Here is a 16,430-nt window from a genome sequence, read left to right on the forward strand (position 1 = left end):
TTTCTAATTTCTATTTACGATAGAAGATTTCCATTAGCTGTCCTAAAGCCTGTGGCACTTGTAATGAAGCTGTAGTACCAAACAATTCTTCCTCTAAATCATAGACTTTGCCGTTTTTTACTGCGTCAAAATGCTTCCATATATCATTCGTTTTAAATTCCCCATCAAACATTTTTACTACTTCATCTGGCATACCGTGTGATAGTCGTAAAATAATATCAGGGTTACTGCTATGCAAGTACTCAGTATTCGAAGACAAGTATTCAGCGTCCTGCCCCTCCATCACATTAATACCACCTGCACGTTTCACAAGGTCTCCTGCATAGGAGTTTTCAGTTGCAACTAAATAACTACCCGGAATGCCAAGTAAAATTAATACACGAGGTCCCTCTTTGTTCTCAGCAACTGTTTGGACAGCATCAATATTTTTTTGTAATCCATTCACTAACGTCTCGGCTTGTTCTATACGATTATAGCGTTCGCCAAGGGTTTTAATCTCGGATAGCATAGCATCAACACTTTGAAAGTTTAAAAATTGTACCGGTATTTTTAACTGCTCGAATTTATCTTGTAAATCATACTCCAACGTTGAAACTGATAACACATCTGTTGGATTTAATGATTTAACAATCTCCATATCTGGCTCCATTGCATTACCGATAGTAGGCAGTTCATTGAAGCGTTTTGCTAATGTTTTTTCTGTTTCAGGCACTGCTATAGCGTCCAATTCAAGCTTATCTAAAATATCTGCAATAACGACGGTTCCTGCAATAATACGATGTTCATTCTCATCAGTTGTTTCAGCTGATGGTTGTGCTTTTTCCGTAGGTGTCTCTGACTTTTGTTGCTTATTTCCATCACTACAGCCAGCGACTGCCAAAAGTAATGTCATAAGCGCCATTATGAGCAACCTACATTTCCAATTCTTTCGCATAAAGTCATCTCCTACTTATTTCTGTTCCGTCACATCTTTTCTTGAATTTTTAAAACGGCGAACGAGCAATAAGCCCGATAAAAGACAAGTTACTACTAGCAATACTATCTTTACAATGTTCAGCTGAGCAAGCTGCTGATCGACTTTAGAATCCTTCGTTATTTTTTTTGAAGTTTCTTCTTTAACATCAGCTTTCTTGTCGTCTTCCTCATCCTCAATAGGCGCATCAAGCGTACGATCAAATGCTAACCGCTCCTCCTTAGGCACAGTTAATGCAGGCTGAAATGATGGCAGTGGCCGTGACGTCTGAGGCTGTTTGACCGCAGTCTCATATTGTGTTACCACTGGTACCTTTTTCATTCCCTCTTTAACAATAACAGGTGCTTTTTTTACTTCCTCTTTAACAATAACAGGTGGCTTTTCACTCGCTACTTGCTTAGAGGGTTCTTTTGTAGAAGGCTTATTTAACAACTTTGCTACTTGCTGTTGATCGAACTTTAGATTTACGAAATATTGATGGTGATAAGAAATATCAGGTATATCAACTTTAACCCACATACGTATTGGCTTTTCAAAATTACTAATTTCAAATTCAACAATTCTAGTATTGTCTACAAGTGAAATAAGCTTTGGTTCCACTTGGTTTCCTTGTTGATCTACAGTTAATCCTGTTATCCAATTAGATTTTAAAATTGTCATGTGGGCATAATACTTACCGTTTTTTTCTTTTATTTTCGCAACAGGATTTACATACGTATTCATAATGGATTGTTCGTTTTTTCCATCTACTAATAATACGTAATTCATTGACCATTCCTTATCATAGATTTCTTCTGAAGGAGATTCTTTACTTTCGTTTTCCGGAATAACTTCCTCATCCTTAGGTCCAATTATTGAAAGGGTTGTTAATTGTAATTGAAGCTCCTGGGAAAAAGGGAGATATTCTTCAGAGGATGAAAGTGCCATCTTGCCTTTAATGATAATAGGCTGATGTAAATCCTTGACATCAAATTGAACTAAATTTTCAGTCTGAACGTTTGACGAAAGCTCATTTTCCAGCTGTTCGATATGTATATCTCTTATACTCAATGGCTGATTAATAGTTAAATTCAAGCTATATTGACCGTTCTTCACATCAATTGTCGCCAATTCACTAAAAATATTGTCTTTCACTCCATCTAGAGATGAAAAACTTAGTTCAACTTGATAGCTCCCATTTTCTAATACAGATTCTTCAGCTTTTGCCTGAAGCCATACAAATGGAGGGAGAAACATCAGTAAAATAGTACTCAACACGAATACTCGAAATATTTTTCTATTGTTAATCACTGTGTAAATTCCTCCAAATTCTTTAAGAACACAGTAACTTCCTTCCTCGATTAAGTGAGAAAGGAAGTTGCTGTAACCGTATTATTTATTCATGTATTGTAATGAGCCATTTAAAATTTTTGCCATATGTGCGCGTTTTAATGGACTGCTTGCATTAATAACAGTTTTACCTTTAGCATCGACAGATCCAGTCATGATTTTACCTGCATATAAAAACGCAAATGCTTTTCTCGCTTCTTCACTTTTAACAGTTGCACCATCAGCATAATAAGACAAACTTGGATCACCATAGTTCATTTCTTTTCCTGCAACATGCGTTACTGTTCGGTAAATCATCACTGCAGCTTGTTGACGAGTAAGTGTATCATTTGGTTTAAAGTTCTCAGCTTTCATAACAATTCCAGCTTCAGTTAAAGCATTAATTGCTTGTACACGTTCTGCATCAAGTTTCGCTGTATCTTTAAATCCAGCATCTTTTGTTGAAGATACATTTAATGAACGAGCAATCATTAATGCAAATTGAGAGCGTGTAATATTGTCATTTGGTTTAAAGTAATCTTGACCCTTAACAATTCCCTTGCTATATAATGCTAGAATTGCATCTTTGTTAGCATCATTACTAATATCCTTAAATGGATTCACCACTGGTTTCACTGCGCCTTCCACAGCAAAACTAAATTGAACTTGGTGATTCGAATCATAGTTCACGCCTTTGTCTGGCTCATTTACAACAATATGCAGCTGTGCATTCACAAGTTTCTTTAAGTCTGCCACTTCAAATGAGTACTTACTTGTATTTGTTGCATCGTCTTTACTTACTAAAGTCGCTTCTTTTCCCTCTACTTTAAATCCTTTAACATATTGACCTTGAGGGAACGTCATAGTAACTATGTTTTTACCATTTACTACTGATACGTCTACTTTTGAATTAATATATTGCTTCATAATCGACTCTTCAGAAGTACCGTTTTTGTAAACAGTGACAGCCACTTCATTTACTTTGACTTCTTCTTTAACCTCTTCAGATTTACCACTTTCTACTGCTTTTAAATCAAAATCATACCACTTGTCCATATTAGCTGAAGCTACGACAACGTGAATTTTCGCTGATAATACTTCTCCAGCTACAACTGGAAAACTGTATGTAATTGTTCCATCTGCATTTTTCACTTCAGTAGCATCTACAAACTTATCACCTTGCTTCGTTTGTAAACCTGCGATCATTGGGGCAGATTTTGCTGCTACCGTTAATTTCGCCTCAAATTTCCCATCCTTTTCAACGATTGTACCTTGTGTTACAAGATGAGAACTAATTGCAGGTTGTGGTTCTGTTGTTCCAGGCTTAAAAGTTTGGAAATCTACAATAGTACCAGTATTCTCAGATTTAGTAGCTTCTGCTTTTACTTCAGTATTTGTAGTCGTTACTTCAGCAACCTTTGCAGATGCAAATGATGGTACTGAAAGTGAAGCTGCTAACAATGAAGCTAGTACTATTTTTGTTGCGCGTGATTGACGTTTTTTAGCCATTATTGACCCTCCGTTTTTGTTTGTAGTTTTTTTCTATAAAGTAAAAATGCTGATCCAACTAATGCAACAATCAATACATATGGTGTTGCATCGCTTGTTTGTGGATTCGGCACATGACTTTCAGAAGAATTTGATGGAGCATTAGTCGTTTTCGAATCAGATGCTTTCGTTGAAGCATCAGTCGTTTTCATTTCAGATGCTTTTGCTACTGTTGCGCTTCCTGCAGATGCCGCATCAAATACTAGTGAAACGCTGTATTCGTGATGATAATTAATATCGTCAATATCAATTTTCATAGCAGTTACAACTGGTTTCGTTAAATCTTTCACTGTAAATTGTACGGTACGAGTATCAGCTGCTTTATTTTCACTAACTACAGTTGCTCCACCTGGTGGTTGGAACTTTGTAATCCATGCACTATTTTTCAATGTAATTTGTACAGTAGCTGTCCCATTTTTCAATGTGACCTTTGCTGGTTTTAGAAAATAATCATTCGCAATGGATACAGAGTTACTTTCAGGTTTATTGACCTGATATTGTATCGAATGTGTGCCGTCAGCTAGTTGGGCAGACGCTTGCTGTAATGCAAAGTTACATACAAACAAAGTTATAAGCATAACGAACATCATTAATTTCTTCATGTGTTGTACGCCTCCTCTAAAATAATAGAAAAATTCAATTCCATAAAAACATGATTGAATGCACCCTTTGAAATGAAAATCATTCTCAATTGAATCTCTATTACCAAGAATACGTGTTAATGCCAGTGAATGTCAACCACAAATCCAAACTTGTCCTCAATATGTCAAAATTACCTTAAAAAAAGAAAATACCACATGAAAAACATGTGATATTTCCTATTTTTAATAGAAAAGCATTCTTTCTATTCATTAATCTCAACTAGAAATCTAGTATATTCAAGAAATTATTTCAATGATCCCTATAAGAATTAGTAACCACCCCGAAATAGCGGTTGAGTGTTTTCCTATGAATGTCTTTGTCAGTAAACCTCCAAAGTGAACACCCGCACCTACTGTTATGAACGAAAAGAAACCGATAGAAATTACTGTCCATATTGCAGAAATACCATTGGCTCCAAGTGCTATTCCGCCGGCTAAACAGTTGGCTGATAAGACAAAGCCGAGCGTCATTGCTTCTCGAAATGAAATGATATAATTTTTATCCTCATCAAATACTTCAGGGTTTTCTAATATCCCTTGTTTAGACAAGCGACTAGATAATAAAGTCCATATCCCAATAACACAAAGCAAAAGACTTCCTATTAAATTTGCGAAATCTGGAGAGACATAATCAATAACTACGCTCCCAGCTGTAACTGCAACGTATGTGACGATCATTGAAATAAGGGCAATAACCGCATTGGATAATACGGGTATTTTAACTCGCTTAATACCATAAGCGAGACCAATTCCTAAATTATCTAAGTTGGCAGCTATCCCAATAAGAATGATGGCTATCCAATGCATTCCTTTCCTCCTCAATAACGTAAATTCCATTCTCACATATGATATGAAAGGAAAAAATTTTTGTTCATTCATACGTTGAATGGAATTGCTTACGGAGGAACGGGATTACACGTGGAAGACTTAAATTAACTTATTCAACGTCTTGCCACGCGGATACTATTTACTATTCTATAGTTTAAAATTATTTAATTGTTGAGAAATTTTTTCAGCGATACTAGCAGTTTGAACAGATGATTCTGCTACATGCTGTATAGCTTGTAATGTTTCTGAAATACTATTTGCTATCTCATTTGAATGATCTGATGACTCTATCGCGACAGTAGATACATTTTCAATCGCTTTTTGTATTTCTAGCATAGAATACTTCATCGTTCCTACAAATGTTGTCACTTCAGTTATTAATGTATTAAAGTACATAGCATCTTCTTCATATTGAATTCCACTGTTTTGGAAAAGCTCATAATCAGGTGTAACTTTATCGTCTATAAAGTGTAATAGCTCTTGAGCATTAGTAGACACATTCTTAAATGCTTTTTCTACGTCACTTGTAACAATCTGTATTCTTTGTACGGTTTCAGATGATTGTTCTGCTAATTTTCGTACTTCGTCAGCAACAACAGCAAAACCTTTACCTTGCTCTCCTGCTCTGGCAGCCTCGATCGCTGCATTTAATGCTAACAAATTCGTTTGATCTGCAATATCTGCTATTGTGTCAGACATTACTTTTACTTCAGATACGATTTGTCCGGCTTGAATCGCTTCTAAAACTAGCTTTTGTTTGTCATCATATAGATTACGAGCTGTACTAAATGCTTGAATAGCTGTTTCTTTAATATCAATAGCTCTCTCTTTTACTTTTTCTGAGAAATTAAGACTATATTTGGTTTTCTCATTTAATTTTTCCGTACTATCAAGCACTTCGATTGCAGTCGCGTTTAATTGCTCAGTTGTTGCACTTAGTGTAGTACTTCCCATAGCAACTTCCTTTGAGGTAGTATCAATTTCATTCATTGAAGCAGTAATTTCCTCAATAGTTGCACTTAAATTTTCACTTAAACTTCCCATTTGTGTTGAGGTACTATTTACATTAGAAACAAGTTCCTGAATATGTGTAACAGAATTGTTCAAACCTTGCGTAATTCTCCCAAGATCATCCGGATATAATACCTCAGCATGTCGCGTTAAATCACCATCTTCAACCCCAGATACAACATCCTGAATATTGGAGATTGCTTTTTTAACATACCTACTTAAGTAGATTAGAATACTTATACTAAACAGTAGAGCAATAACCATAATAATACCGTTTTGATACAATGTTCTCTTATATGTACCATTATTTTTTTCATTGCTCAATTCGGCACTTTTGATAGTTGTTGTTTCTATTTGCTCCATCAAATCATCTCTTTGCTTTTCTTTTTCAAATAGCGGTTCTAATAATACATTGGCATCCACTTCTGTCGCATCAGAGGTAACTTGTTGAAAACTGGATTCTAATATATCTTCATAACTTTGATTTACTTCTTCCAAATACTTTAGTAACTTTTTTTCTTCACTTCCCATGTTTACTTTTTTTAAATCTTTAAAGGATTGACCTATTTCTTCTTCAATAGTTGCTATTTCTTCATAATATTGAACTTTTTCATCTATATCTTGCGAATGAAAGAAAATTTTGAACTTTAGATTCGTTATTTTTTGCTGATTCGTTGAAATGTTACTTAATAAATAGATAGAAGTTAAATTTTCACCATATAAAGATGTCGCATTATTATTCATTTTTTCAACACCCATTATGCCAGTAAACCCTATAATGACCAGTGCAATCACCATAATGGTATTTAAAATTCCGAACTTCCCGACCAAAGATACGTTTTTATAAAACTTCATTTATCTCTCCACCTTAAATACATTTAATTTAAATTGATAATAAAATCGGTTTATCGCCATAACCTAAGGTTGATTTTCGTTCCGCTATTAATTCCCAATGAGTCGCCTAGTTGTAACGAAAATCAACTTATATAAATGGCATCTAAAATTTTCGTCGACCTAATTAATTTTAACAAAAATGTTTAATTACGGAAATCAAATATTATATTACTCCTATATATCGGAATTGGATTATAGAAAAATACTATCTTTTTGAATAACTTTTTCAATAAACACTTCTACTAAATTAGGGTCAAACTTAATACCCTTCTGTTCTTTTAAATAAGAAAGAGCTTCTTCCTTTGTCCAAGCTTTTTTATAAGCTCTATCACTAACTAAAGCGTCGTAAACATCTACTATAGATATTACCCTCGCTTCAAAAGGAATTTCCTCTCCTTTTAACCCCATTGGATATCCTGTTCCATCCCAATTTTCATGATGATATTTAATAATATTTTCAGCTATTTTTTTGTCAGCAAAAACTTTATTGTTCATTTCTTTAGATAGTTTATTCAATACATCTATACCCATAAGAGGATGCATCTTCACAATTTTTTTCTCATAGACTGTTAGTGGCCCAGTTTTATACAGGATTGACTCGGGAATTCCCGATTTTCCAATGTCGTGTAAAACACTGTATTCTATAATTTTACTAACATACTCTAACGATAAATGATGAGTTCTATCTTCAAAGAGGCTTAGCAATAATTCCTCAGCCAAATTTTGCACATTCAAAAGATGTTCTGCTATATTTACATCGCGCATTTCACTTAATAGAGCTAACAACTGAAATAGCTCCTTTTGCTCTACTTTTTTCTGATTTACTTCATCTATCAAAAGTTGTTCTGCTAAGCGCATGACTCCTACATAATAAGTAATTCCTTCTATTACAATTGGCGTAATCGTTATAAATGAGTATCTTAGCTCTAATGATTTGTTGACATGAACCATTGTCCCAGACCATGGTTGTCCTTTTTTTAATGTATTTTTTAATGATTTATACATAACAAATGGCGTTACACTCGATTTTAAACTTTCTACTGGTAATCCAATAAGAAATTCTCTTTTATAGCCGGTGATCGTTTCGTATTGTTGATTCACATCGATAATTAATTGATTTTCATCAATGATTACAACAGCATCACCTAATTTTAAATAGTATGTTAATTCCTTCGGTATTTTTTTACACATTTAGAAGACCCCTTATCCATTGTTTAATTCTTTAGCAACTAGCAAGTCGGTTAGCCGACAATGTAACTTCTTCAAATGCTTTACCTCATTCATTTACAACGTTATCCATTTTTATATGAATCTCTTTCTTTTTTTCTTTTCAAAAACATGAATCAACCTCCAACATCTTCTTTACACTTCACTTAGCAAAGTTTTCAATAATAACTTATTTTGCTGTTGATATTTAGTAAAATAGATTTCCTGTAGTCTTTTTGATAACCTATCATAATCGCTTTTTGAAGGGACTGAATTCCATACAAATATATCTTTGATGTCTTTTTTAATAGTTAAGTATAAGCGATCCGTTATAATTAACTCCGCCTCTTCATCTTTAGAACACAATTCAACATGGATAAAAAGACGTTTTATTTGACTGAATAGATAAGGATCATCATTTATCATTGAGAATATTTTTATTTTAATAGTATCTCTATTGGCAATATCAATTGTTTGTTTTAGTAATTTATGATATCTGCCAATTAATATTTCTCTGCGTTCAAATACGATAGCGAAGGCCTGATTTTCCATTAGACGATCATAAAACTGATTCATAATTTCTATTTGAGCCGTTTCATGCATTTCCAATCTCTTTTGATAAAGATCTTCTTTAAATAAAGTAGCTGGACCAGCAAAGGATAAAATAAAATAATGAAGATGCAATAAATTTATAAAGAGTGCCCCATATTCTTCTACATCTAAAGTAACTGTGAAATGCTCGATAAATGTTTCCATCCAATATAACGTTGCTTGTACAAACAATTCTTGATTATGGTGCTGTGCAAAGTTCATCAATAAACTTACCGCATTATCCGTTTTATGATAACGACGCATACAGCTAATGATAGAAAATAAAAACATTGTTTCTAATTCAATTTCTTCATTTGATAAATCAGTAAATTTTCTAAATATATGCTTTAATTTTTTCGATGATCGCTCATAGCTATGATGATGTTTAGTAAAGTTTGCATACATTGGATGATATTCGATTAGGCACCCTAATTTTGCGCGTGATAAACAAATGGCCAGCCAATATAAAACTTGTTCGGAATAAGCTATGTCTACTTCCTTCATTAAATCTAGTATTTCTTCTCTTGAAACTAGCGTAAATGGCCACTCTTCTCCCCAATACGAATTCCAGTAGAACAAGAAGTAAAAATAACGAAATTGCTTTTCTGTCCCTTCAAGGCTGACTTTTTCATAAGATGTATACTTCAATTGAAACTGATCTAACAAAGGCTTAACTTTTTTTATTCTTCGATACATGGATGCAACACTTGTGAAATTTTCCAAAACAAACGTATTGACATCATAAAATTTATTGTAAAAAATCTCGTTAAAAGCTTTATAGGTTAACGAGTTTTTTAAATAATATCTTTCAACAGTCTTCATTGAAAAATTATCTTTATAATTTAGTTGAAAATACTTTTGCTCTTCTTTTTGGATATCAGCAGATTCAGTAATAAACTCTAAATCAATTGCTATCTCATCTACTATTTTCAAAATTGTCCTTTCAGACAGTTCCATCATTTGGGATAACTCTAAACTTGAAAATAGCCTCTGTTCATTGTAAATATGATGTAAAACATTCACCTTTTGCAAAGGTAATCGATCCAAGAAATTATACATAAAAACACCTCAATGTCTTCCACCAGTAAACCCTAGCTGCGTCATAAAAATTAACCATTTATTTGAAATTAGATAAGCTTATTTATTTCTTATCAATACATTCTATTCCCGTTTTTTACGACATTAAACACGATAGAGCATTATTTTCAATACTTTATAACTACTCCAGATCAAAAGCTGCCAATCAGAAAGGTGTTACTGAATATTCCGCTTCCTTTATAACCCTTTATAAACTCTTTTAAACAACAAATACGGCTTATTTTCATCAAATTCACTCATTTTATATAATCGCGAAAAAAGCCTCTTGTTTTCAACGATAGTTACACTATAACAGGCATTTTATAACAAGCAAAATCAGTTTTTGTTCGTTTTTGAACATATTTTGATAATGATAAAATCCATTCAAAACACCTATCTTTTCTAGGGGGTCAAAATCTATTTTTTCATCTACATACAAGCTCATCTACTGGATTTCATCGTAAGTGGGTGTTTCTCAACACTTTTACCTGAAATTTCACTAGCGAACCCCCCTCAGACTTTTACAAAGCTATTGTAGAATAGAACGTCCTAAGCACTTTCGAAGAGAGCTACACAAATAGTTCCTGAATATACAAAAGGCTTTCACCCGCTCGTTTTAAAGCAAAAAAAGAGATGTATCAAATTAAGATACATCTCTCTTCTTGGTAAGCCTTATAAAGCAAGCGCTCAATATATGAACGCTGTAAATTGTGCGCGTGTTACGTTATTAATTATTACAAAGATTTTTTTGAATATATACCTATATTTAAATTCGACATCGAAACTATCGCACTAACCATAAAATTGTCAAAATCAATTTTTGTTAGTTTTCCAACATATTTTGATAATCTTTTTTATTGCAAATTTAAATTCATTCAAAACCATACTTTATGTACTCAAAAAGTATTTAATTTACCTCAGTATCTTGAAATGTATCCCACACATAGGAATTTACATAAAATAATTTTTGAATCGGTAAATACGCCGCTTCTGTAGCATTACTGAATGACCGACATCGTTTCTGCCTAAGTACAAAGCCCATTCCTGACGCGATTATCCCTATGCATATTTGATATATCATCCTTTTGAAGTCAATTTGACAAAAGTAACAACCTTTTGATAACTTTAAGTTGTTACTTGTTAATTTTTAGATACATATCATCCTATAATAAAGAAAGGGAGATCTTATGCGATTCAGTAAATTATTGAAGATAGGATTGGCTTTAGCAGTCATGTTAGTATTAACTGCTTGTAGCTCAGAAGGTGAAAGCACGAAAAATAAAGACAAAAATGAAGTGAACTTAGCCTATGTTGAATGGGATACTGAAATTGCCTCTACAAACGTAGTAGGTCAAGTTCTAGAAGATTTAGGATATGATGTAACACTAACACCACTGGATAACGGAATTATGTGGGAGGCTCTTGCTAAAGGAGAGGTCGATGGTATGGTGTCAGCTTGGCTACCACAAACACATGCCCCACAAGTTAAGAAGTATAAGGATAAAATAGACGACTTAGGTGAAAACCTAGCAGGTGCAAAAATTGGCTTAGTTGTCCCAAGTTATATGGACGTAAATTCTATCGAAGATTTAACAGATGAAGCTGGTAAAACGATCACTGGCATTGATCCAGGAGCAAATATGACAGCAACTACAGAAAATGCTTATAAAGAATATAAAAACCTAGAAGGTTGGAATGTAGTTACCTCATCTGCAGGCGCAATGACAGCAGCTCTTACTCAAGCGATTGCGAAAAATGAAGAAATCATCGTGACAGGTTGGTCTCCACACTGGAAGTTTAACGCATTTGATTTAAAATATTTGGACGATCCTAAAGGTATATACGGAACTGAAGAATATATTGGTACATTTGCACGTAACGGATTGAAAGAAGATGATCCCGAAGCGTATAGTGTTCTAAAAAACTTCCACTGGACTCCAGAAGATATTGAGCGTGTTATGTTTGATATTATGAAAGGCGATGATCCTAAAGAGGCAGCAAAAAAATGGATAAAAGACAATGAAGATAAAGTTTCAGAATGGACAAAAGATGTAAAATAGTACAAATGGCAAGTTTTATAAACGCGTCTAGCGATTTTACATATGAAGAATAGAGTTAAAACAACAATACCTTCTGCACTTTAGTTGATGATAATAGGAACATAAAGATTCTATCTTTACAATTAGGTTAAACGTCAAAACCCATTTCCTTTGCAGATTTTACCTAAAAAAGTCGATTTCCAGTACTATATGGAATCGACTTTTTTTGTTTTATATCGCAATTGTGTGAGAAGTTGAGCATGGAGCACATATTTTATGAAAGCGATTTAGTTCAAATCATGTACTTTTCCGTCTAAAATGCTTCACACCTAATATAACGAGTGATACAATGATGCCCCCAATAATCATCATACAAATAGAGATTAAGAGGCCGATTTCAGGCACTGATTCGTGGTAGGTAATGATTGGAGGTACGCCTTTTAGATGTGGCGAAACAGCAAATCTCATGATTTCTAAGTAGGCGAGGTGAAAACCAATTGATGTCCAGAGACTTCCTGTCCATAGACGGAGCAACTGCAAACATATTCCAAAGCTAAAAATTAAAATGATATAAAAGACGTTAATGGATACACCTGGAGCAAGTCCAAAAAGCACTTGAATCTGACCAACTGCTATAGTGAATGCTACAAAAAGTAAGGTTTGAAGTAATACGGATAACCAAGCGGTGAATCGATAGCGTAAGACATCATATAACATACCTCGCAATCCAAATTCCTCTGGTAAAGCTTCATAAAAAAAAGCAAATAAAATATTCAAGGTTAGAGCAATAAACCACTGTTCGGAGGGATGCCATTTTTCAAAGTCTATCCACCCTTGAAAATTGCCTATGAAGAAGCCCAATGAAGCCAGTGCAATCGCCAAGATAACCCCAGAAATAAAATGATGTAGCCTTTTCCAAGAATATACCGGCGCCTTTGGTTTAACTCCAGTCAGTCGATAAACATGCTGATATAAATACAGAATAATAGGAATAACCAATCCACTCATCACAAGACCCTGAATCAAATGATTACTGGAAAGAGAAGCTAGGAACAGACCAGTGACTAACGTTGACCAGCCGGTGAGTACATAAAGTATCCATTTCAATATATGAATTTCCCCCTTAAAGCATTTTAATTGATTTATTTACATTGCTTAAAGTGTGTCTATAAACACAGTGCTAAATATTGTATATATACTTTATGAACAATATATACGAAAACATATGTATTTTCAAGCTGAATTATTATTGAAATGAAAAAACATGAGATTGTTAAATCACAAATCTCATGTTTCTCCAATTCACAAAACTCAAAAAGTCGAATTTTCATTGTATTTTCTTTTCAAAAGTAAAAAATACGAAAAGCATTATTACATTGCTTATAAAAGCCTTTTGACGAACTCAATAAATACACTTTGTTTACAACTATATTTTTGAATAAAGAAAGGACTGTCCCAAAAGGCATTTTTATTGCCTTTTGGGACAGTCCCTTGTTTTTTAACCTTTATTTTAATACTTCCGGATGGAAGCCATCTTTTTGGAAGTAATTTTCACGTGACCAAATATTTAATTTTTCTTTTTCCGCATCTTGCTGAATGTCTCTAAATTCATCCTCAAACGTATTGTTTGGTTTATGGATAAAGCGCACTGCTGCAAGTCCTTCTTTTAATAATGATTCTTGCAACATTACATCATCAATAAAGACATAAGCTAATAAACGATCGTAGTTATCTGTTTCTGGTCCGACATCGTAAACCGCTTCAATCTTTTTGGCGTGTTCTAACAACTTAATCGTATAATCTCGCGCATCTTTAGCATAAGGCTGTGCCTCACCTTTGTTATAATTCATCTCTGGTGTATCTACCATCAATAGGCGAATTTTTTGTTTCTTGCCATTTATTGTCGCCTGAATTGTATCACCATCATATGCTTTAATATAATCTACATCAAAGCGTTTGTTTCCTGTTTTTTCTTCGACATGTTCAATCGAAATAGCTCCATTCTTGTCAGTAGATATTGTATCCTTGTCTTGAGCTGGTGATCTGCCAAAAATCATATACAATGCAACGGCAAGAATGATTGTACCACTCGTAATTAACGTTTTTATATCTTGCATTTTCATGTAGTAGGTCCCTCACAACTATTCATCTTCATTACACTTTAAGGAAGCTTCTAAAAGAAATCCTTAACTCATCAAAAGTCCTAAAAGTTTCACGATGTTTCTATTGTAAAATATCAGGCTACTACATTCAAGCTATGTAGTTGCAACAGCAACCCAATGGTTTGGAGAAACTTCAACAAGCTGACTATTTTCTATCTCATAGTGTGTTTGTTTGTCTATATGTTCGGTATCCATATATTTTTTCTTCTCTATCGAAGGATCCGGAATTGGTATTGAGTGTAATAGAGCTTGTGTATACGGATGCTGTGGATTGGCGTACAGCTCCTCACTTTCTGCAAGCTCTACAATCTTCCCACCATACATGACAGCTACACGATCGCTAATATGTTTAACCATAGACAAATCATGAGCAATAAATAAGTATGTCAATCCTAGGCGCTGCTGTAAATCCTTTAACAAGTCTACAATCTGCTTTTGAATAGAAACATCAAGGGCTGAAAGTGGTTCATCACAAACGATAAAATTTGGCTCCACTGCTAAAGCTCTTGCGATGCCAATACGTTGGCGTTGTCCACCTGAAAATTCATGCGGATAACGCATTGCATGTTCTTTGTTTAAGCCTACAAGTTCAAGTAATTCCTCCACACGCTGATGACGCTCTTCATTCGTTTTAACGAGTTTATGAATATCTAGAGCTTCCCCAATAATATCTACTATTTTTTTTCGAGGATTCAACGAGGAATATGGATCTTGGAAAATAATTTGCATATGACGCCGCATTGCTTTAAGCTGCTTTTTCGTTAGTCTTGTAATTGGTACACCTTGATATAAAACTTCACCATTCGTAGGCTGATGAAGCTGTAAAATCGTTCGACCTGTCGTAGATTTTCCTGAGCCCGATTCACCTACTAAACCTAATGTTTCTCCTGGGTATATATGGAACGATAAATCGTTGACAGCCTTTACCGTTTGACCATGCCCTAATGCGAACTCCTTTGAAAGATGTGTCACTTCGATTAGTGGTTTATTTTTATCTATTTCAAGCTGTACATTCGTAATTTGCTTAGGCTGCTTTTTCTCATGGAGCTTTGGTAAAGCATTCAATAATTTTTTAGTATAAGGATGTTGAGCATTTTCAAAGATTTCCTCTGTTGTACCTTGCTCAACAATCTCCCCTTCTTTCATAACAATAATTCGATCGCACATGCCAGCAACAACACCTAAATCATGAGTAATTAATATGATTGAGGTGCCCATCTTTTTTTGCATGTCTCGCATTAATTTTAGGATTTGCGCTTGAATAGTTACATCAAGGGCTGTAGTCGGTTCATCTGCAATTAGTAAAGATGGTTGACAAGCAAGTGCCATGGCAATCATCACACGTTGGCGCATTCCTCCTGAAAACTCATGCGGATATTGTTTATATCGTTCTTCTGCATTTCGAATACCTACAAGCTTTAATAACTCTATTGTTTGCTTATAAGCCTCAGCTTTGGACATTGACTGATGCTTTATTAAACTTTCAGCTACTTGATCTCCAATACGAATAGTTGGATTTGTAGATGTCATTGGATCTTGAAAAATCATACTAATATCTTGTCCGCGAATTGTCTCCATTTGTTTTTCGCTCAATGAAGTAATTTCTTGGCCTTTAAACAAAATATTTCCTGACTTTAGAAATGAAGGTGGTGATGGTAATAGACGCATAATTGAACGAGCCGTTACACTTTTTCCACTACCTGACTCTCCTACAATTCCGAGTGTTTCACCTTTATTTAAATGAAAGTTAACGCCTTTAACGGCTTCAAATTCTGTTTCTCCCGTTATAAAAGATACACGAAGATCGCTTATTTCTAGAAGCTTTTCACTCATTCAATCCATCCTTTTGTAAATTTTGTGATTGACTTAATTATTTGTATAATCCATACTTTACAATACTGATAGGAATTATACAATATAATTATAATCAATTATGCCTCGGCATAATTGCGTCCGGAATCGGCTTTGTGCTTAGGCCTGCGTGAGGGCCGACACGATGTCGGTCATTTCGGTAATGCCACAGGACGTGGTGTTTTTACCGATGCAGGTCAGTTAGCCGTTATCGCATGGATGCGATGATTTTAGGCTAATATCCTCTATTGAACTCCTTTCCGATTTCCGTGACATCCGCCGGAGGCTTTAACTTCTTTCT

12 protein-coding genes are annotated in these 16,430 nt (G+C 34.4%); 1 reads left to right on the top strand and 11 read right to left on the bottom strand.

Annotation, left to right across the window (positions count from 1 at the left end; translation table 11 throughout):
• Positions 1-10: 10 nt before the first annotated feature.
• From isdE to ABNX05_RS06940, 8 genes are all read right to left on the bottom strand, one after another.
• Positions 11-934: a heme ABC transporter substrate-binding protein IsdE gene (gene isdE / locus ABNX05_RS06905; protein WP_349659057.1), complete on the bottom strand. Its 924-nt coding sequence runs from the start codon at positions 932-934 to the stop codon at positions 11-13.
• 15 nt (positions 935-949) lie between these two features.
• Complete coding sequence (locus ABNX05_RS06910; protein WP_349659058.1) at positions 950-2,263, bottom strand: NEAT domain-containing protein; 1,314 nt, start codon at positions 2,261-2,263, stop codon at positions 950-952.
• Positions 2,264-2,344: 81 nt separating this feature from the next.
• Positions 2,345-3,790: an NEAT domain-containing protein gene (locus ABNX05_RS06915; RefSeq protein WP_349659059.1), complete on the bottom strand. Its 1,446-nt coding sequence runs from the start codon at positions 3,788-3,790 to the stop codon at positions 2,345-2,347.
• Complete coding sequence (gene isdC / locus ABNX05_RS06920) at positions 3,790-4,431, bottom strand: heme uptake protein IsdC (RefSeq protein WP_349659060.1); 642 nt, start codon at positions 4,429-4,431, stop codon at positions 3,790-3,792. The genes ABNX05_RS06915 and isdC overlap by 1 nt, the downstream gene beginning before the upstream one ends.
• Before the next feature lie 276 nt (positions 4,432-4,707).
• Positions 4,708-5,277: a manganese efflux pump gene (locus tag ABNX05_RS06925; protein ID WP_349659061.1), complete on the bottom strand. Its 570-nt coding sequence runs from the start codon at positions 5,275-5,277 to the stop codon at positions 4,708-4,710.
• Positions 5,278-5,445: 168 nt separating this feature from the next.
• On the bottom strand, positions 5,446-7,164 hold the full coding sequence (locus ABNX05_RS06930; protein ID WP_349659062.1) for a methyl-accepting chemotaxis protein: 1,719 nt from the start codon (positions 7,162-7,164) through the stop codon (positions 5,446-5,448).
• A 231-nt stretch (positions 7,165-7,395) separates the two neighbouring features.
• Entirely contained in the window at positions 7,396-8,394 is a 999-nt protein-coding gene (locus tag ABNX05_RS06935; RefSeq protein ID WP_349659063.1) for an HD domain-containing phosphohydrolase, read from the bottom strand.
• A gap of 171 nt (positions 8,395-8,565) precedes the next feature.
• Positions 8,566-10,059: a helix-turn-helix domain-containing protein gene (locus ABNX05_RS06940; RefSeq protein WP_349659064.1), complete on the bottom strand. Its 1,494-nt coding sequence runs from the start codon at positions 10,057-10,059 to the stop codon at positions 8,566-8,568.
• A 1,205-nt stretch (positions 10,060-11,264) separates the two neighbouring features.
• On the opposite strand from ABNX05_RS06940, the gene ABNX05_RS06945 reads away from it, so the two are divergent.
• Positions 11,265-12,137: a glycine betaine ABC transporter substrate-binding protein gene (locus ABNX05_RS06945; RefSeq protein ID WP_349659065.1), complete on the top strand. Its 873-nt coding sequence runs from the start codon at positions 11,265-11,267 to the stop codon at positions 12,135-12,137.
• Between the two features lie 276 nt (positions 12,138-12,413).
• Here the strand turns inward: ABNX05_RS06945 and ABNX05_RS06950 are convergent, their stop codons facing one another.
• The 3 genes from ABNX05_RS06950 to ABNX05_RS06960 all read right to left on the bottom strand — a co-directional run bounded on the left by ABNX05_RS06950 (position 12,414) and on the right by ABNX05_RS06960 (position 16,111).
• Complete coding sequence (locus tag ABNX05_RS06950) at positions 12,414-13,223, bottom strand: CPBP family intramembrane glutamic endopeptidase (protein WP_349659066.1); 810 nt, start codon at positions 13,221-13,223, stop codon at positions 12,414-12,416.
• Positions 13,224-13,621: 398 nt separating this feature from the next.
• Positions 13,622-14,239, bottom strand: coding sequence for a thermonuclease family protein (locus ABNX05_RS06955; RefSeq protein WP_349659067.1), 618 nt, complete (start codon positions 14,237-14,239; stop codon positions 13,622-13,624).
• 132 nt (positions 14,240-14,371) lie between these two features.
• Positions 14,372-16,111 carry an ABC transporter ATP-binding protein gene (locus tag ABNX05_RS06960; protein ID WP_349659068.1) on the bottom strand — a complete coding sequence of 580 codons (1,740 nt, stop codon included), beginning with the start codon at positions 16,109-16,111 and terminating at the stop codon, positions 14,372-14,374.
• Positions 16,112-16,430 lie beyond the last annotated feature (319 nt).

It is taken from the genome of Lysinibacillus zambalensis (genome assembly GCF_040183165.1).
Lineage (GTDB): Bacteria > Bacillota > Bacilli > Bacillales_A > Planococcaceae > Lysinibacillus > Lysinibacillus zambalensis.